This is a genomic window from Blautia sp. An249, assembly GCF_002159835.1.
Classification (GTDB): Bacteria; Bacillota; Clostridia; order Lachnospirales; family Lachnospiraceae; genus Blautia_A; species Blautia_A avistercoris.
This window is the reverse complement of sequence record NZ_NFJL01000001.1, coordinates 418,812-436,284: the sequence shown is the minus strand read 5'-3', so window position 1 is coordinate 436,284 and position 17,473 is coordinate 418,812. Positions and strand designations below refer to the sequence as shown.

Annotated in this window: 13 protein-coding genes and 1 pseudogene; 1 reads left to right on the top strand and 13 read right to left on the bottom strand. The window is 49.6% G+C overall.

Annotation, left to right across the window (positions count from 1 at the left end; translation table 11 throughout):
* Positions 1-77: 77 nt before the first annotated feature.
* The 4 genes and pseudogenes from B5F53_RS02155 to B5F53_RS02140 form a co-directional block, all read right to left on the bottom strand.
* Positions 78-323, bottom strand: a pseudogene (locus B5F53_RS02155) (nuclear transport factor 2 family protein); the annotation flags it as partial.
* Positions 324-530: 207 nt separating this feature from the next.
* On the bottom strand, positions 531-1,181 hold the full coding sequence (locus B5F53_RS02150; RefSeq protein ID WP_087218997.1) for an ABC transporter ATP-binding protein: 651 nt from the start codon (positions 1,179-1,181) through the stop codon (positions 531-533).
* Between the two features lie 2 nt (positions 1,182-1,183).
* Positions 1,184-3,148, bottom strand: coding sequence for a hypothetical protein (locus B5F53_RS02145; RefSeq protein ID WP_087218994.1), 1,965 nt, complete (start codon positions 3,146-3,148; stop codon positions 1,184-1,186).
* 120 nt (positions 3,149-3,268) lie between these two features.
* On the bottom strand, positions 3,269-3,796 hold the full coding sequence (locus B5F53_RS02140) for an SLOG family protein (protein ID WP_087218991.1): 528 nt from the start codon (positions 3,794-3,796) through the stop codon (positions 3,269-3,271).
* 153 nt (positions 3,797-3,949) lie between these two features.
* On the opposite strand from B5F53_RS02140, the gene B5F53_RS02135 reads away from it, so the two are divergent.
* Complete coding sequence (locus B5F53_RS02135) at positions 3,950-4,264, top strand: helix-turn-helix domain-containing protein (RefSeq protein ID WP_087219096.1); 315 nt, start codon at positions 3,950-3,952, stop codon at positions 4,262-4,264.
* A 183-nt stretch (positions 4,265-4,447) separates the two neighbouring features.
* Here the strand turns inward: B5F53_RS02135 and B5F53_RS02130 are convergent, their stop codons facing one another.
* From B5F53_RS02130 to B5F53_RS02090, 9 genes are all read right to left on the bottom strand, one after another.
* Positions 4,448-4,861, bottom strand: coding sequence for a dUTP diphosphatase (locus B5F53_RS02130; RefSeq protein WP_087218988.1), 414 nt, complete (start codon positions 4,859-4,861; stop codon positions 4,448-4,450).
* Entirely contained in the window at positions 4,858-5,625 is a 768-nt protein-coding gene (locus B5F53_RS02125) for an FAD-dependent thymidylate synthase (protein ID WP_275532188.1), read from the bottom strand. The genes B5F53_RS02130 and B5F53_RS02125 overlap by 4 nt, the downstream gene beginning before the upstream one ends.
* A complete protein-coding gene (locus B5F53_RS02120; protein ID WP_087218985.1) occupies positions 5,612-5,899 on the bottom strand; it encodes a hypothetical protein in 288 nt (95 codons plus the stop codon). The genes B5F53_RS02125 and B5F53_RS02120 overlap by 14 nt, the downstream gene beginning before the upstream one ends.
* A gap of 103 nt (positions 5,900-6,002) precedes the next feature.
* Entirely contained in the window at positions 6,003-7,349 is a 1,347-nt protein-coding gene (locus B5F53_RS02115; RefSeq protein ID WP_087219091.1) for an RNA-binding domain-containing protein, read from the bottom strand.
* 597 nt (positions 7,350-7,946) lie between these two features.
* Complete coding sequence (locus B5F53_RS02110; protein ID WP_087218982.1) at positions 7,947-8,429, bottom strand: hypothetical protein; 483 nt, start codon at positions 8,427-8,429, stop codon at positions 7,947-7,949.
* A gap of 69 nt (positions 8,430-8,498) precedes the next feature.
* A complete protein-coding gene (srtB, locus tag B5F53_RS02105) occupies positions 8,499-13,475 on the bottom strand; it encodes a class B sortase (RefSeq protein WP_087218979.1) in 4,977 nt (1,658 codons plus the stop codon).
* A gap of 36 nt (positions 13,476-13,511) precedes the next feature.
* On the bottom strand, positions 13,512-14,675 hold the full coding sequence (locus B5F53_RS02100) for a CD1107 family mobile element protein (protein ID WP_087218976.1): 1,164 nt from the start codon (positions 14,673-14,675) through the stop codon (positions 13,512-13,514).
* A complete protein-coding gene (locus B5F53_RS02095; RefSeq protein WP_087218973.1) occupies positions 14,665-14,922 on the bottom strand; it encodes a DUF4315 family protein in 258 nt (85 codons plus the stop codon). Before B5F53_RS02095 ends, B5F53_RS02100 begins: the two co-directional genes overlap by 11 nt.
* A 17-nt stretch (positions 14,923-14,939) precedes the next feature.
* Positions 14,940-17,456 carry a M23 family metallopeptidase gene (locus B5F53_RS02090; protein ID WP_087218970.1) on the bottom strand — a complete coding sequence of 839 codons (2,517 nt, stop codon included), beginning with the start codon at positions 17,454-17,456 and terminating at the stop codon, positions 14,940-14,942.
* Positions 17,457-17,473: the final 17 nt, after the last annotated feature.

Genomic DNA, 17,473 nt, shown 5'->3' with positions numbered 1-17,473 from the left:
GGTATCACCTCCATCATTTGAGAACATCTTATCAAATGATGGAAGGGATTTGAAGATACGGATGATTACCTACTTACTTTGAAGTACCATTCAACCATAGTTTGATTTTCTTTGTGAAAGAACTGCTTTATATCCCATTGAAGAACAGTGCCGCGGGTATTCCATTCGTCAAACCAAAGTTTGATTTTTGCAGAGCCGTGATATTCCGGCCCCCAACTTTCGATATAGACGGAATTATCTGTAAAAAACTCGGAAATACCTAAGTCTTTCTTTTGTAACCACATATCAAACCATAAACGGATAATTTTTTCTCTTTCATTCACGATTAAACACCTCGATAACTTCCAATTTGTCCACTTATGTTTCTTATTTTACTACACTGGCAAATCCTTATCTACCCGAAGCATTCCTGAAATATCCAAGATTTATCATGCTTTTAGGAAGATAAGGCCCCACAGGGACCTCCCGCATTTCTTTTTTCTGGGCGTGGACCATGCGGATCGTGGACACCGTGCCGCTTGAAAGTCTCACTATCTATATTTTTCTACGTCTATTACTCTGGAAAAATAGTCACACAAGTTCAAGTTATGAGTCACCATGATTATGGTAACTCCGCTTTCATTCAATTTTTTTAAAAGTGACATTACTATTGCTTCATTATCTTTATCAAGTCCAGAAGTGGGTTCATCAGCTAATATGATTTTGCTTCCTTGCAATATCAATTTAATAATAGCGACTCGCTGCTGTTCACCTCCGCTCAACTGATATATTTTCTTATTGAGCATATCACTTAAACCAAACTGTTTTAAATACTTGTTGATTTTTCTTAATTTTTCTCCTTTGCTCATTTTTCTATATTCAAGGGCCAGTTTCAAATTCCATAATACACTTTCATCTTCTACCAGCCCATAATTTTGAAAAAGATAACCTATTGTATGCCGTCTAAGGAGCATAGCATTTTTGCTTTTCATGGACAAATTTTTGTAATTACCAATCGTTATCGTTCCCGCCGATATATCGGTAATCAGTCCGATTATATTTAGAAGTGTTGTTTTTCCTGCGCCGCTTTTTCCAATGAGGCCAACAAATTCTCCTTGCTCTATCTCTAAAGACAAATCATTGAATAATACTTGATTTTTTCCATATTCCTTTTTAATATTTTTCAATACGATCAATGACATACTTATGCCCCCTTTTCGATTTCATATAAAGCCTTTCTGATATAAGTCCGGTATAACAATTCACAAAACAGGTAGTCCAGTAGCATGATTGCAAAAAAGCAAGCAAAATAATAATTGATAGCAGTCAAGATTACTGATGCGATTATTTCCATTGCCCAAACAATATAACGGCTCTTTAGTATTTTAAAATGAGAAAAGCCCATAATCTCTTTTAAAGCGTATCGTTTCCGGTTAACAAAAACATCTACATAGTTTGAGATGTATAGAATAAACACCAGTGAAACCACAAATACGATAGCGAACATCGTAAGGGTTTTAAGAACAAACGTCACGCTTTCTAATTGTGTTAAGTAAGGAGTCAGCAATGTTCCTGCCACGACTAACTGTGCCAGATCATATTTCGTTAACAGGGCAGAAAACTCTTCTCTTGACTCTACTGAGAAGAACAAACTTCTATTATTTAAAGCATCTAAATAATAAAGTCCTCCAAAATCTCCTGTATCAACAATGATAATACCGCCAGTTATATCCGAAAACCCTTTCTCTGTGTTAACCTTTATAGTGGAACTATCATCAATATAAACAATATTAAATTCATTTGCGCGTGTTTCTTCTTGTATCCCGTAATTTTGATTATAATTCAGCAGCAAATCATATTCTCCGGTAAGGTGGTCTTTTATAAGGCTTTCGTCATTCTTATACATTTCAGGAATTAAGACCGTTGGTGTGCTAAATACATTTTCGTCCAAAGGAGTTCCATTGATCTGTATATTGGAAAATTCCTTTATATAATTTTCATTTGCAATAATAGTTTGTTGGACATAATATGGGCGTGAAGCCCCCATTGGGCCTTGAGCTTCATCACTACCTGTATAATCACATAACAATGAATGATGGCTCCTATATAGCTCTAAAACTGAATTTGAATAACGCTCCGATACATCCGGGTTTGATATGGCATAATTATATTCTGCTGAATTAAAGCCATTAGATGTATAATAGCCATCAAGGTATTTATAGTCTAAAACCGCCTGTTGACTTTTCATATAATCTCCACTTTGCTGAAGTAAAGAAATGATAGTAATAGCGATTACAACAGAAAACGCAACTTTTATAAATTGTACAATCGCATTTGTACTTTTATTTAATGTTTTATTTTTTATCATTGCTTCCAAACGAACAAATTTTATTAAAGCACTTGTTAGAAGCATGCAAAGCACATTTACAATTAAGACGATCCCAAAGAAGAATATGCCCATTATCAAATAGGAAAAATCAAAGCGGTTTGTAAATGCATAATACAGGTTCAATACAGCCAACAGAGCTAAGCACACAATAGGGTAATACTTTGCTACGCTTATGATTTGTTCTTTCAATATACGCAGAGTGGAGAAACCCATGCTCTTTTTTATGCCTATCTTTTTCAGGCTATAAGAAGTATAGATACCGTATATTATTAGAATGACAATGAACAAGATAATAAAATTAAACAGATTTAACTCTAATATCATGCTATACGGAATAGACGTATCTTCATATTCGATTATTGGTGTAGATAACTGCGTTGCAAGCTGATCTATTTCATCATCAGACAAATCCGTATAGAATATGCCGACACTATCCAAAAAATCTTCTTTTGTCAATTCATGGTACTTAAATTCGATTGTTTGAGAAACAGGTTGTTTTTGTTCAAACTTATCTAAAGGATAGCAGTATAAATCATAAACTGAATTATCTGTCGAAGTTAATGTGTTATTTATAAGCTCTATCTTGTTGTTTGGATAATTTTCAGTGAATATAGAATAAAACTGATTAAGGGTTTCTGGAGATGTTTCTTCAATCACATAACCACTTAAATTATCAGCAGCAATATTGTTTTTTTCGTAAATATTGTAAATTGAGCTGTTAAATATGTAGGCAAACAGCAATATTTCAAGAATAATGAAAATTTTTAGAAATTTTTTCATATCCAATCCTTCCCTGTAAAGATGCTCTACTAACTAAAGACGTCATTATAACTCAACAATGTCTACACGAATGGCGATTTACCCATTATACACCCACTATTTTACCACACAAGCAAATCCTTATCTACCCGAAGCGTTCCTGAAATATCCAAGATTTATCATGCTTTCAGGAAGATAAGACCCCACAGGGACCTCCCGCATTTCTTTACGCTGGGCGTGAACCATGCGGATCGTGGACACCGTGCCACCTTTTTCCCGTCCATCATAGACAGCGATTACCCGATCAGCCTGGCCTACCATATAGCGGTTGCGCTTCATATAGACATTGGAAGCCCATTCTTCGCTGATAACTTCGACCTTCGTACATGCCTCCAGCATGCCCCTGGTCCGCTCGTCCTCCATCAGCCGCTTATAGCGGTTGCGGTACGGAATCGCTGCCTCCAGGTGCAATACCGGATTTTCTTTGGCTTTTTCCAGAACAATCCCGGCAAATAGCTGATCTGCACCGTCAGCAAAACCGGAAATAAAGTAGGTATAGCCGTCTGCGATGGCTTTTTCAATTTCGCGCAGCAGACCTTGCTCTGCCTGTTCCATATATTCAGCGGGGATTTCCCGGTGTCCGGTTACTCCGCATACTTTTTCTTTCATATTGCAGCCTCCCTTTCAGATGATAGTTGAAAACTACCATACCTCTTATTTTAATAGGTTACATTTAGCGTGTCAACAGAAATACCCCTTTTCATTTAGCGAATAGAGCCAGCCTGTAAGGTACAATCTATTACAGAATGGGAGGTGACTATGGTGTACGAAGATTTTGTCCCGGAAAGGCTGGCAAAACTGAGGATGCAGAAGGGTGTTTCAGCACGGGATATGTCGCTGTCGCTTGGACAGGCCAACAACTATATCAACAACGTGGAGAACAAGAAAACGCTTCCTTCTATGCAGTCCTTCTTTTATATCTGTGAATACCTGGGCGTAACACCACAGGAATTTTTCGATGAAGGCAATCCGAATCCCGCCGCTTTAAAGGAATTTATCACAGAAGCAAAGAAGCTGGATTCCAAAACAATGTCTTACATCCTCGGCATTATGAAAGAACTGAATAGCAAAAAATAGAAGTGGTCAGTCACATAAAAGGGAGGCTGGCCACTTTCTATTCTTTGCAAGGAATAAAACGGTTTAAAATCGTATTTTGCTCCCGGATATAACCAATATTATATAGGATTGGTTACATCTGTATAGTACCTGCGCCCTATTTTTAAATTATCCACACAGAAAATATTTATACAAAGCCAAAAGTTATTTCCCCGTGCTGCCAAAAGCGCCCGCGCCGCGTTGTCCACCCATGTCATTCACAAAGTCCGCGATTACCACAGGCATGATGATAAGCTGTCCGATCCTGGAATCTTTCGCAAGCATTTGAGCATCATTTCCCACATTGCTGACAATGGCGTGGATCTCGCCCCGGTAGCCGGAATCCACAGGGGGCAGCTCGCAGACCACCCCTTTTGCAGCCAGGCTGCTCCTGGGAAACACATAGGCGGCATAACCGTCCGGCACCTCCAGGCCAAAGCCCAGCGGAATTTTAGCAATCCCGCCAGGCTCCAGAGTACAGTCAAAGGGCATATAGACATCCGCCCCGGCGTCATTGGCGTGGGAACGGAGGGGACGGTGGTTCTCCGGCAGCCCAAAATCAATGATCTTGATTTTCACTGGCCGCCTCCTTCCAGTGCTGCGGGATAGTCCTGGCGCAGCAGGGCAAGAGGCAACGCCCCTTTTTCGCATGGGCAGCCGCAGGACATATCTTTTTCCCGGCAGCCCTCCCGCTGGCAGAAGGGGCCGGTAAGCTCCGGGCTGAACAGTTCCGGGTCCAGCGCATACAGATCCGCCCATATCTTCAGCAGGACAAAGCGTGTTTCATCCGTATTGCGGCGGCAAGTCCGCTGGCCGATCATGTGCTTCCACTGGTAAGGCGTGGCGCTGATTATCAGCACATTGCGGAGGCTCTGCGGGGCAAGGTACCCCGCGGCATCCCTGGAAATCCCGCAGGCGCCTATATCCGCGTAATGCTCCATGGCAGCCCGGCACTTTTTCAGGTAGAAGTCATGCACCCACTGGCTTGCCGTCAGGATCTCATAAGGCACCACAAAATCGGCCTGCCCCGCATAATTGCTGTACTGCAAAGAGGCGCTGATAAACTTGACCTCGTTTTGGTGCCGGGTGATCTGCGCCAGGAAACGCCTGCTGGCACCCACAACCGCCACCGTGATAACCGAAAACTTCTGTACGGCGGGGTGCGGCAGAGAGGCGATCCGTTTGACCGTATCGGCAGTATAGGCTTTCTCATAAAGGGCCAGAAGGTCATCCATGGAATGGATCGCATGACCCCGCTGCGTGAGCCTCGCCGCAAACACCATGTTTTTTTCGGCTTCCTGTACTGCGGTGCAGTTCAAAATTTTAGTTTCAATCTGATTGATATTCCAATTCCTCCTTTATCACAGCTTTTAGTAAAAACAGATAGTTAAGGCTGTCGGTGATCTTTTCCTCCCAGACAGCCAGCTCAAAAGTTTTTCGGTCCGTAAAGCACATATCATAAATGGAGATGATGTGCTTTGCCATCATACCGGCGAGTGCCCGCTGGGGCGTTGTGTGCTGCAAAGCCGCAGCCGACTTAAATGCTCCCAGCCGGTCCGTATCATCTCCAGTATATTCCTTGGTTTTCTTCTGCAGCGTGTCGGCACAGAGCCTCACCTGCTCGTCAAATACGGCGTTGACTTCTGTTTGTGTAATATAGCATCCCTCCTAACTAAAAACAGCCGACTGGATTTTTCCAATCGGCTGTGAGGTATATCGTTTATTTATTTATAATGGTATAGTTGGTGTTTCTGCCTTTTCCATTCTGCTTTAGCAGATTGCTTTTTACCAGCTTTTTCAGGACTCTGGCAGCAGTAGAGATACTCACTTCGAGCAGTCCCATGACTTCATTTCTTGTAACAGCACCATGTGTCCGGGCATATTCCAACACTTTTTCTTCTCCGGCACTTAATGGCGTGCCAACAGGAGTATGTGCGGATGGCTCTGCTGGAAGCACAGATTCAGCGCCTTTTTCATATTTGGCGTTAATATTCGGCAGTATGATCTTAAAGGCGTTTTTTGTGGTTTCAATCACAGGCTTTTCCACCATGCCTTCGTATGCCTTCATAATTTTTCCCATTCCGGTACCATAAGCCTCAATCAAATGTAAACGATAAAACACATTCGCAAGGTCCTGGTTCCGGCATACGGAAATACCTACCATAATATCTTCCAGGTCAATTCCCGGCATCAAGCCGCCAATGGACACAAATTCAATCCTGTCCGCATAAATACTGATAAGTGCGCTGGCACTAAAGGAATAATCCCGGTGGACCAACAGATTCAGCAATGCTTCCCGGACAGCGATTTCAGGGTAATCCCGGACATCAATCCTTAGCAGTTTTTCTATGGTTGCACGGGTCTGATTGCGGAAGTCAATAAAATCATACACTTCGTTCATCTGGCGCAGCAGCGACCCGCTAAATTCCCGGCGGTCCTTAAATACCGTCTGGTCTGTCCCCTGAAAAACTGCGACCTTAATCGTATGGACGCATTGGTCGGACAGAAGCAGCCCTAAGTTGCTATAAAGGTTATCCTGATCGACCAGCTTCAAAGTACGCATTTGCTGCGGACCAAATTCTACATTCCGAAGGTCAAATTCTTTTTTCGCAGCTTCAAATGTGAGTTCCTGGTTCAGAGAGCGCATGGCTTCAAAGCGGTCCCCATCCGTTTCTTTAATCATACGGCGGATTGCCGTATCCGTAGCAGGAACCGAAGAATAACCCTGCCTGACATAGACGCCTTCTGGCCGCATCCCTTTTTTGGCAAGATAATAAGGCCGGTCCGTTCCGCGCTGAATATCTACAGCAACAATGTCTTTTCCATTTTCTTCAATCGTCTTATAATGCACGAACATTGTTACATCCGGTTTGATGGCATCCCGTACCATATTGCTGATTTGCAAAGATACACCGTCCGGGTCATCCACTCCGACTACCGTGCCGTCATCCTGGACGCCAATATACAGTTTTCCACCGTCACAGTTAGCAAAAGCAATGATCTCTTTTTTGATTTCGTCCACAACAACTTCTTTCAGTTCTATGGTCTCACTTTCCCGAAAAAGCATACTGCCATCTCCTTCATTCATATTAACGCTCCTATTATAGCAAATCGGTTCAATCGTGTCAACGAGCCTGAACCGATTATGAACCGATTATGAACCGATACTTTTATGAGGTTCACAAAAACGGGTGCATTGCAGCAGTCTTTTAACACAGAAAGGTGCTTTTCCGCTCATAATATTGTCATATCCAATCGTTTCTATTCAGTTTTCTAACCAGGCAGTGACACGATTGAACCGATAAATAACACCATAAGGACCCTATCGAAATTGCGGTGCCGTATAACATTCGGGACAAATCAAAAAATATCATGTAACGGCTTCCATACAGTATTCGTTGTGTTTTATACAGTCAGCAGATAAATCCAATCGTGCATCAGGCGCACACCGGGTTTGGCCTCCCACGGGAGCAGCCAGAAAGCGCACTTAGAATACACCGTGCGATTATCCTCATTGTCAATGAAATCTCTGGCTAAACTAAATTGTGATTTTGGTTTAGCCATAATATTTGCCGCAATTCAAGCGGCTATTCTAACCAATCTAACCATCGTTGTTAGCAGGTGGTTAGATTGATGGTTAGAAAAAAGAAGCAAAGCACATATTTTACGCCGTAGGCAGGTACACCCAATCGCGCATCAGGCACACGCTGGGTTCATCCTCATGCGGGATCAGCCGGAAGGCACACTCGGAATACACTGTGCGCTTATCCTCAAATTCCATGTTGTAAGCTTTATAAAAGCGGTATTCCAGATTGGAGATCACGCACCGGAGCATTTGAAGGGCCTCTCGCTGGGAGGTGACAATGCAATCCCGGTCAATGCTGCGTTTCAGGGCCAGCAGGGATTTATAAAGCTGCACTTCCGTCCGGTAAGGGCGGGCATACCGATGATCCAGCCAGCCGCAGAAAGCTACCGGGCCGCTCTCGACCACATACGCCTCCGGGTGGTGGAAGCCATAGCTGTCCAGGTTGGCGGTATTCAGAAGATAGAGCATTTCTTTCAGCTCCGCGCTGGGCATATCGTAAAACCGCAGCATGGAGCGGTAGAGATGGACATATCCGGGAATAGGAACAATGTTATTTACCATTGCAAATCCTCCATATATAGAGATAGGCGCGGGAGCATCTGGCATCCCGCGCCATCTTATGAAAAATTGTTATTCAGTTACATCTACCAGCCTGCCCATGACGATAAAGCGGTCAGCGCCGCCATTGGTGCAGGTGGAAAGGGTCAGCACCTTGTCGCTGGAAGTGACGGAGACGCCCGTTTCGATCACAGAACGCTCCTGCATTGCGGAAAGCCAGGTCGTATAAGCGCCGCTGTCTTTCCATTCCAGCGCCCAGGGAGAAGTTTCGCTGCCGGATTCCTCCGGGCTTGCCACAAATGCGGAAAACACCTCGACCACATAACCGCCTTCCGGCGTTACCAGGTACATTTCCGGATGTTCGTCATAATAAGCCTGCGCTTTGTATTCCACCAGCGTGGAGAACATGGAGCCGTCCCGCATGTTGTGCCCATAGATGATCGTGTTGTTGTCGGAAAAATCCTCCGCGTTTTCATAGTCGATGAACAGACAGCCCACCTTGTTTGCCGTACCGTCATACAGGTGTTTCAGGTAGTAGCTGTTATCCTCGCCCTGCGTTACCGGGTACTGAATGACCGTGCCGGGAAGCTCCAGCCATGCCTTGACATCCGGCCCCTGGGCCAGCAGGCTTTCAAAGTCCACCGTGGGCAGAGAAACGGAGGAAGCGCCGGTTTCCTCCGGCGCCTCCGCGTTCCCATTTTCCCCATCCGTTTCAGCCGGGGTGACATATTCCGAAAGACCTGCATAGGTATCGGCGCTTTCCTTGTACTGGCCGATCTCCCGCGCCAGCATAAAGCCGCTGCCTACCGTCATGGCAATGCAGATCAGAAGCACGCCGGCTGCCGCTTTGCGGCGTCCGGGGCTGGCCTTCTGTCCCTTTTTCTTGTAAGCGCACAGAAAAAGGGCAACACCGCTGCCGATCACCGCCGCGCCCAACACGCCGATCCAGATATACAGGTTATAATCATCGCCTGTCTGCGGGACCGGCTTAGAAGGATTGGAAGGCGTTGCCGAGCTATCCGGGGTTTCCGGCGTTTCCGGCGTTTCCGGGGTTTCTTCCTCCGGCTTTTCATTGAAGAAGTTCACCTCGGCGGTTTCATCGGCCTTGATCTCCACCGTGGCCCCATCCGGGATGATATAGTCCTCGCTGGCCTTATTTTTCACCTCGGTCACAGTGTATTTGCCCACGCGCAGCCCTTCGATCAGGATGATACCATTCTCCGGGCTTGTGAAAGTCTCGCAGTAAGTGCCATCCTCACTTTTCACCTCAAAGGCAAAGCCGTCCTTGCGGCCATCGCTGGAATCCTTCGTGATTTTCAGGTTGCCGCGGTAAGCCTCATTCACAAATCCGCGGCCAGCCTCACCATTTTCCACAACGACAACCTGCCCGTCCGTGGTGATCTCAAAATAGTAGGCGTTGGGGTCCAGCTTGTGGCCTTCCGGGGCAGTTTTCTCTTTGATAAAATAGCCCTTCGCCAAAAGGCCGCTCATTTCATGGAACCCTTCATCGGTTTCCGTCAGTTCCCCGATCAGGGCGTCGCCTTCATCAAATGCCTTATCGCCGTTGGTGTCCTCGTAAAGCTCAAAGACAGCGCCGGGCAGCCGGTGGAGGAATGGATTGTCCGCAGTGTCCTCGCCGGTATCATCATCGGCGCTTTCTGCCGTCTCACCAGCCTCACTTTCAGAAGTGTTTTCCCCGTTCTCCTGGATAGACTTCAATTCGTCCACAGCCTCGGTCTTGATAATCTGCACCGTACCGTGGATCAGGGTATTGTCAATCTCGATTTCAACGGCCTGCCCATCGGTGCCGATATAGACATGGTGCTGTTCCGGGCTGATGGAGTACAGGGCCGAAGGGCTGGCAATCTCCTTGATGATCCAATGGCCGAAAGGCACGTCCTCAAAGGAGAAGGCTCCGTTTTCCCCGGAAGTCGTCACCAGCAGGGCATTTTCCTCGGTAAATTCTTCCGTGCCGGGAGCAAACAGGCCGATCAGCGCGCCCTCCAGGGTAAGGTCCTCACCGCCTTCGGGGTCCTCGCCGTATTTCACGCCGTCAATGCGCCCGCGGATCATCTCATTGGAAATGGCCTCGCCGTCATTGACCGCAATCGTAACCAGAGCGGTTTCCTGCCCGGCATACGCAAAGACTACTGGGTACTGCTGATCGGAAAGCACAAATGCCTCATTGGTGGTGCGTTCCTGGACATAGAAGCTGCCAAAAGGCAGATCGGAGGCAAAGACCGCCGAATACTGGCCAGGCGCGTCCTCCACCGGCGCAACCGCCACGACTTCCAGAAGCCCGCCCGCGGGAATCACGCTGCCATCCAGGGCAGTCAGGTCCTCCGAAGCGTACAGGCCAAAGGAAATATCCTTGTATTCCTCGCCAAGCCCAATGCCAAAGGTTTCGTCTGTTTCCAGGGATTTCAGAAGGTCGATCTCTACCTTCTGACGTTCATCATAAAGACCGATGGCCGCCTGGGTGATCTCTACCTCCTGACCGGCATAAGTAAGCTCGGTATAAATCGGTGTGGGGTCCAGCACCATGCCTTCCGGCGCCTGGCGTTCCTCCAGACGGTAGCGGCCCAGGTATAAGAGTCCGCTCTGGGCAGTTCCATCCTCGCCGGTAGTCAGTGTTTCTACCACCGTGTCTTTTGCCGCCCGCAGGGTGCCGTCCCCGGTATAAATATCTTCATCGGCAATCACATCATAGACCGCGCCGGGAAGTCCCTGGACCTCGTACACCGGCTGATAGAGGCCATCGTTTTCCTGGACAGAAGCGAATACCTCACCGGTCTTTGTAATGGTGAGCTGGCCTTTCTGCGGCATATTGTACTGCGTAACAGTTACAGTTGCCTCACTGCCGTCAATAGTAAACGGCACCGGCTCATTGGACAGCACATAGCCATAAGGCGCAGCCACCTCATGCAGTTCGTAATCCCCCACAGGCAGAGGTTCCGGCAGCATCAGCCAGCCCTCGTCCGAAACATAGAAGGTATCAAGAGTCTCCGGGTTCGGGTAGTAAACGTCCTGGGTGATAAATTCCCCGGTGGAAAGGTCTTTGATCTTAAAGCCGGTGCCGGTCATGGGAATGATATTTCCCGTCTCCGCATCACATTTTTCCACTTTCAGCCGGGCCGTAATAGTGCGGTTGTTCAGGATATAGCTGTACGTTTCCCCATTGGAAGAAATAAAGACTGTAAAGTCCGGCACAAATCCTTTCCCGTCCTCACCGGCAACCTGATGTACGGTATAGTGCCCGTAAGGGAGCTGTTTGGAAGCGGCAAATCCGTCGCTGTCCGTTGTGAGCAGGTCGCGCTCGCTTTCCTTCGCGTTGTCATAGCTGCCTGCGGCTTTTAAGTAAATCTCAAATACTGCTCCTTCCTCCGGGCGTTCCACCACACCCTCATTGGGTTCCTCGGTGTTTTCATCTTCCGGCACATCCGGGTCCGTCTCATCGGTATGCTTCACAAGCTGGATGTTCCCATAGATCACCGTTTCTGTGACCTGGCTCTCCGCTGTATTCAGCTCAATCTCATACAGGGAAGGAGAAGCGCCGACTTCGTAGACAGTCTCGTTGAGCAGATACCCGGTGCTGGGGGAGATTTCACGGATCGTCCAGGCGTCCCCGCATACATAGTAACGGGTCATAAAGCTGCCGTCTGCATCCGTGGTATAGGTATCGACCAGTTCACCGTTGTTATAGATCCCATAAGTTGCTCCGGCGAGGGTCGCGTCTCCCTGGGCCGTTCCCGTATCTGCATCGCTCTTTACCACATGGACACGGAATTTCTTCAAAATGTTGCTGAAATGGACGGTGGAAGTCTGGCCGCTTTCAATGGTGACATACTGCGAGGCAGGTGTCACATAGCGGTCAACCGGGATTTCTGTCACAAGATAAGTGCCGGGAAGGAGCTCCTTTTCAATCTGCCCGTTTTCCCCGGTTGTTACATTCTCATTGATTTCATTCCCAAGAAGATCCGTACCGGAAATGTTGAAGGAAATCCCGGACACAATGCCGTCCTCGCTGGTCTTGACAAGTTTTGCGGTACCATAAGTTTCTGTCTTGATCTTTACAAAAAATGATACCGGGTCACTGGCTCCGGTCATCATGGTCTGGTAGCCGGGCCTGCCCCAGATCAGCATATCATTGGCAACCGGAATATCTTTCCGAAATTCAAAGGTCACAGGGTCCATAATCATATCCTTGCTTGTGAAGGTATACTGATTGCCGTTCCTTGTGACAGACACGCCGCTGCCGGAAAGCAGATCCAGGTCAATCCCCAGGTTATTCGTATCGGTAACGGTCAGGGTATAAACCCTCTGTTCCGAATCCCATTTCAGTTCCAGTTCCGGCGCCCCGTCTTTACTGGAAGAAGTAAAAGAGGGGACCGTGGAATGGGAAGCTACCTGCTCCAAGATCCAGTTGTACGCTTTTTCCGCGGGGCGCCCGGCGATCACGCTGTAATACTGATCCGCTGACGCATGGCCGTTCCCGTGGCGGCTGTATGGGTCGCTGCGGAGCTGCTGCTGGTACTCCCAGAGAATGATCTGGGTTGCCATCTTATAGTCATCCTCATTGATACCGGAGACCGGAAGGCTTGCGCCCGGCTTCCAGCCATAGATCGCCGTCAGGGTAATGCCTCGTCTGGCTTCGGCAGGAAGCAGGTTTAAGTATTGGCTGTTCGTCCCGCTCTCTGATGTATAGGTGTTATCAGAGGTATTGTAGGGAATCCCGCTCTCCACACAATAAACCTGATGGCTGGTCCCATCGGAAACGGTCAGCATATAGTGGCGGTAAGCGCTGCCGCCGGAGCTGGTGCGTACATCCATAGTCCCATCGGAATTGTAGACCAGGTAGGTGTAGGGTGCGGGCGAGTAGTAATGCTGCCCGTCAGAACCCACATACTGATCGCCCAGCCAGGAGCTTGCCGTCTGCCCCGGCTCCATGGCAAAGGCAGACATAGGCAGCAGCCCCAGGAGGCACAGCGCGCTGAGAAGAAAGGCCAGCAGCCGTTTCAGACCGCGGCGGCACGTTTTTGTTTTCTCCATGAAAAATCCTCGCTTTCTTAAAAATAAAGGACAGCCTTATTTGCTGTCCTTGTCGTCAAAATCATCTTCGGTAAGGTAATCCGGTTCCCCGTATGCCTCGTTGGTTTCATCATCTTCACCGTAACCGTCATCCTCAAACTCGTCCTCGTCCATAGCCGCCTGCTGTTTCGGGCGTACGATCTTGAAGTAATAGCCCAGCCCGCCAGCGGCCGCAAGAGCGATCACCAGGAAGATAATCATGCCGCTATTGCCGCCGGATTTCTCCGTCTCGGCTTCCGGCTGCTCGGTTTCCTCCGGCGCCGGTTCTTCCGTTACTTTCCCCAGGCAGCCGTTCAGGTCATTTTTGCAGACCGGGCAATCGGTATTCACCGCGCCCGCCTCGCATTTTTCCGTACAGTTGCAGGTGACAACCTCAATGGCGCTTTCGCTGCCATTATCCTGTTGGGCCAGGGAGAGCAGATCTTCCTCCGTAACGCCATTCAGGAAGTAGACGTTTTCCGAATCCCGCTTCCCGTCAATGATAAGGTAAAACACATTTCCGTCCGCGGTGGTGATGGTATAAAACTGCTTATCATCTTCCTGCCCGGTGGCTGAGTCCAGGACCGTGCCGGTGCCTTCCGGGGTAAATGCCCCTTCCGGCACAGCCGATTCCGTTTCGTCCTCCGTATCAGAGCTTTCAGAAGAAGCCCCTGTTTCTTCCTGGGAGGCCGAAGGGGTCTCGGCGGCCTGGCTGCTTTCCGAATTGCCGGAAGCATTGTTTGATGAAGGAGAAGGCGCGGGCGTTTGGGAAGGCGCAGCCTGTGTTTCCCCACTGGAAGATTGGGGCGCGGCAGAGGAAGCCGCCTGGGTCTGCGCCGGTTCCTCATAATAAGGGTTATCCAGCTTTACCTCTTTGGAGCGGTTGCCGGAATAGTCTACCGCGTAAACCGTCACTTCCTTGCCGTCCCCGGCGTAATCCTTCAAGGCCACGGTACCCTTGCCGTTGACAAGGCTGTTGATCCGGGTCCCGTCCACATACACCGCCTCCACGCCAGACATATCATCGCTGGCCTCCACCGTCAGCTTATCGTCCTTTAAGGTCGCGGTAAGGGTGGGCGGCGTGGTATCGCTGCCCGTGGAAGCGTAAGCGGTGACAGGCAGGACAACGGCGCTCATGCAAAGCACAAGCGCCGCCAGAACATTCCTCACTTTATTCTTCATGGCCGGCCTCCTGTTCTCCCGCAGGAGGGGCGGCCTCCGGGACCGTAAGGGTCCCAGCCCTGTGCTCCTTCAAAAATTCCGCCAGCTCCTTCGGGGTCAGGTGGAAATCACGGCCAATATCGCCGTAATCCTCGTTCTCCAGCCGGGTCTTTTCCTCTTTGAAAAGCTCCAGCTTTTTTTGCAGGTCTGCGATTTTCTTTTCCGTTTTTTCTATATCCCTTGCGAGTTTGTCAATTTTGGGATTCAATTTATTACCTCCGATCTTTAATTGGTTGAGATACGCCCAAATGCGTAAAAATGTTCGGTCCAGTAGGATGTATTGATATTGGCATACTGCACCGGGTCCCCGGCATGGATCATCTGCCCGTTGCCGATATAGATCCCTACATGGGTTACAGGCGTGCCCGCCGAGTAGGTGCCGGTGAAGAAAATCAGGTCTCCCGGCTGGGCGTTCTCTCTGGAAACAGGGGTGCTCATGTTGAAAAGCCCCTGGGCTGTGGAGCGTCCCACACTGGCAACACCGCTCTGATTGAGGACATAGGAAACAAAGCCGCTGCAATCAAAGCTGTTTGGTCCCGAAGCGCCGAACACATAAGGCTTTCCGAGATGTTTCTGCGCCTCCGTAATCAGCGCCGCATAATCGCCATCGCCCATAGGAGCGCCGGGATATGCGGGGATTTCCGGCCCGCCCACGCTTCCAGGGATCAGGCTGGTTCCGGTATGGTCGCCGGTATCGGCAAAATACAGGGGATTAAGGTACTGCCCATCCACCAACACCTCCAGGTGAAGGTGCGGCCCGGTGGAATCACCGGTGCTGCCCACTTTGGCAATGACATCCCCCTGTTTGACTTCCTGCCCGGCAGATACCAGCAGCTCGGAGCAGTGGGCGTATTTTGTGGTAAGGGTCCTTCCGTCCTCCATGTCGCCCTCCAGCACCACGATCAGCCCGTAGCTGCCTGCTTCCCCGGCCTGCGTTACCACGCCGTCATGCCCGGCCAAAATCTCCGTGCCCTGGGGCATCCCAATATCCACCGCCTTATGATAGTTCTTTTCTCCGCTGATGGGGTGGACGCGGTAGCCATAGTAGCTTGTGACATAAGGGAGCCAGTTGGTATCGCCAAACACGTTGGAGACATACTGGCGGTTGCCCTTCGTCATCATCAGGATATTAAAAAGCTGGGCCTGTTCCGTGTCCATACGGGCGGCGATCACATCCGTAAAGGATTTGGCCGTCAGGTTGACATTGAGAATCCGCCACTCGTAGGTCACTTCTACCTCATAAGTCTCGCCGGTACTGGGGTCCGTCCGGGTTTCCGTGCGGGTGCGGGACTCCACTTCCTCCACAAATTCGAGGGAATACTGCTCGGCAAAAAGTTCCTGCAGCACCACCTCAACATCCTCATACTGGAAGGCTTGATAGGACGCGGTAAGGAATCCCATCAGCTCAAAGGGGTTGTGCCCGATATTGCCCACATGGTAACGGTATTCATCGTAGCCGGGGTGGTCCGCTTCGGCATTGTCAATCTGCATCTGCAGGTCGGTTTCCCACTCCGTATAAACCAGCTCGGCATTGTTGATGTCCTGATCTTCCGCGGTATAGCTGGACGCCGCAATCGCGCCGGCACCGCCTGTCCCTATGCTGGAACAGGAAGAAAAAAGGGAAAAAATCAGGACAACGATCAAAAACAGGAGCGCCGCCATCAGGCAAAGGGCTGGGTGGCGGCTGGCAAAACGCCCAACCGCACCTCCGGCTTTTTTCGTGACAGCGGCCGTTTTCCCGGCAGCCTGCCCGGTGCGCCGGGCGGTCCTGGCGGCCTTGGCGTACTCCCTTTTTAAGCGGTGCTTCTGCCACATGCGGGAAAACACATTGCTCTGCAGCTTGGGGTTGTCGTGAAGGGCCTGCTGGTAAGCCGCCCTTGCGCGGGTTTTCACCGTCTTTTTCTGCAGCCGGGCCACTTTGCGGTAAGGGGCAGTTTTCCGGCGGTGGTTCAGGGCGCGAAGCCCTCCCTCCGCCACCAGCTCTGTGCGGTGGGCCGCCTCAATGCCCACGTTTTCATGCTCATTCTCATAGATCTTCTTGTGGGCATATCCAATGGCCGCGTTTGCGCCTTTTTTTACCGGGCGCAGAGGCTTGGCGCCTTTTATGTGTTCCTGTTGGGAAATCACCTCTTTTTCAAATTTTAAGCGCCGTTTGGCGTTGCCGGTGGCAGCGTCCGGCTCCACCTCCAGCCGCAGTTTCCGTCTGGCCGGAAGATTGCCTTCGGCCTGTTCCAGCTTCCGGGCGGTCCGTTCCGCCTTCTGCCGGGCCTTCACCAGCTTTTTGCCGGGGGCATCCGGCGGCAGTTCATCCTCGGCAAATTGAAGTTTCGAGGTGCGGGGCTGCTCGGCGGCTGCTTCACTGGCGCTGCTGGACTCGGAAAACTTCTGCTGATAACGGGTATGCCGACTGCCGGGCTTTTCCCGTGGTTCCTCCCGCGGGGCATCCTCACGGGACTGTGGCCGCGAATCCTCCAAAGGGGAAGCATCCTCATTTTCCACCGGCTCCGCCTGCGGGGTGTCTCCGTCTTTCGGCCTTTGCTGCCGGGTGTGGCGGGCTTTGGCTGAAAGGTCCTCCAAAGAGTCAGGAGAATCCCTTGCCTGCCGCAGATCAAAATCCTGCTCCCGGCCGCTGATACGGGTTTCCTCGCCGGAAGCAGCGCCCCGTTCCACCAGCCCGTCACGGGTCATTTTGTGGAATTTCTTTTCCTTTGCCCTAAATTCTTCATCCCTTGGCAACTGCATCACCTCCCATACGCCAG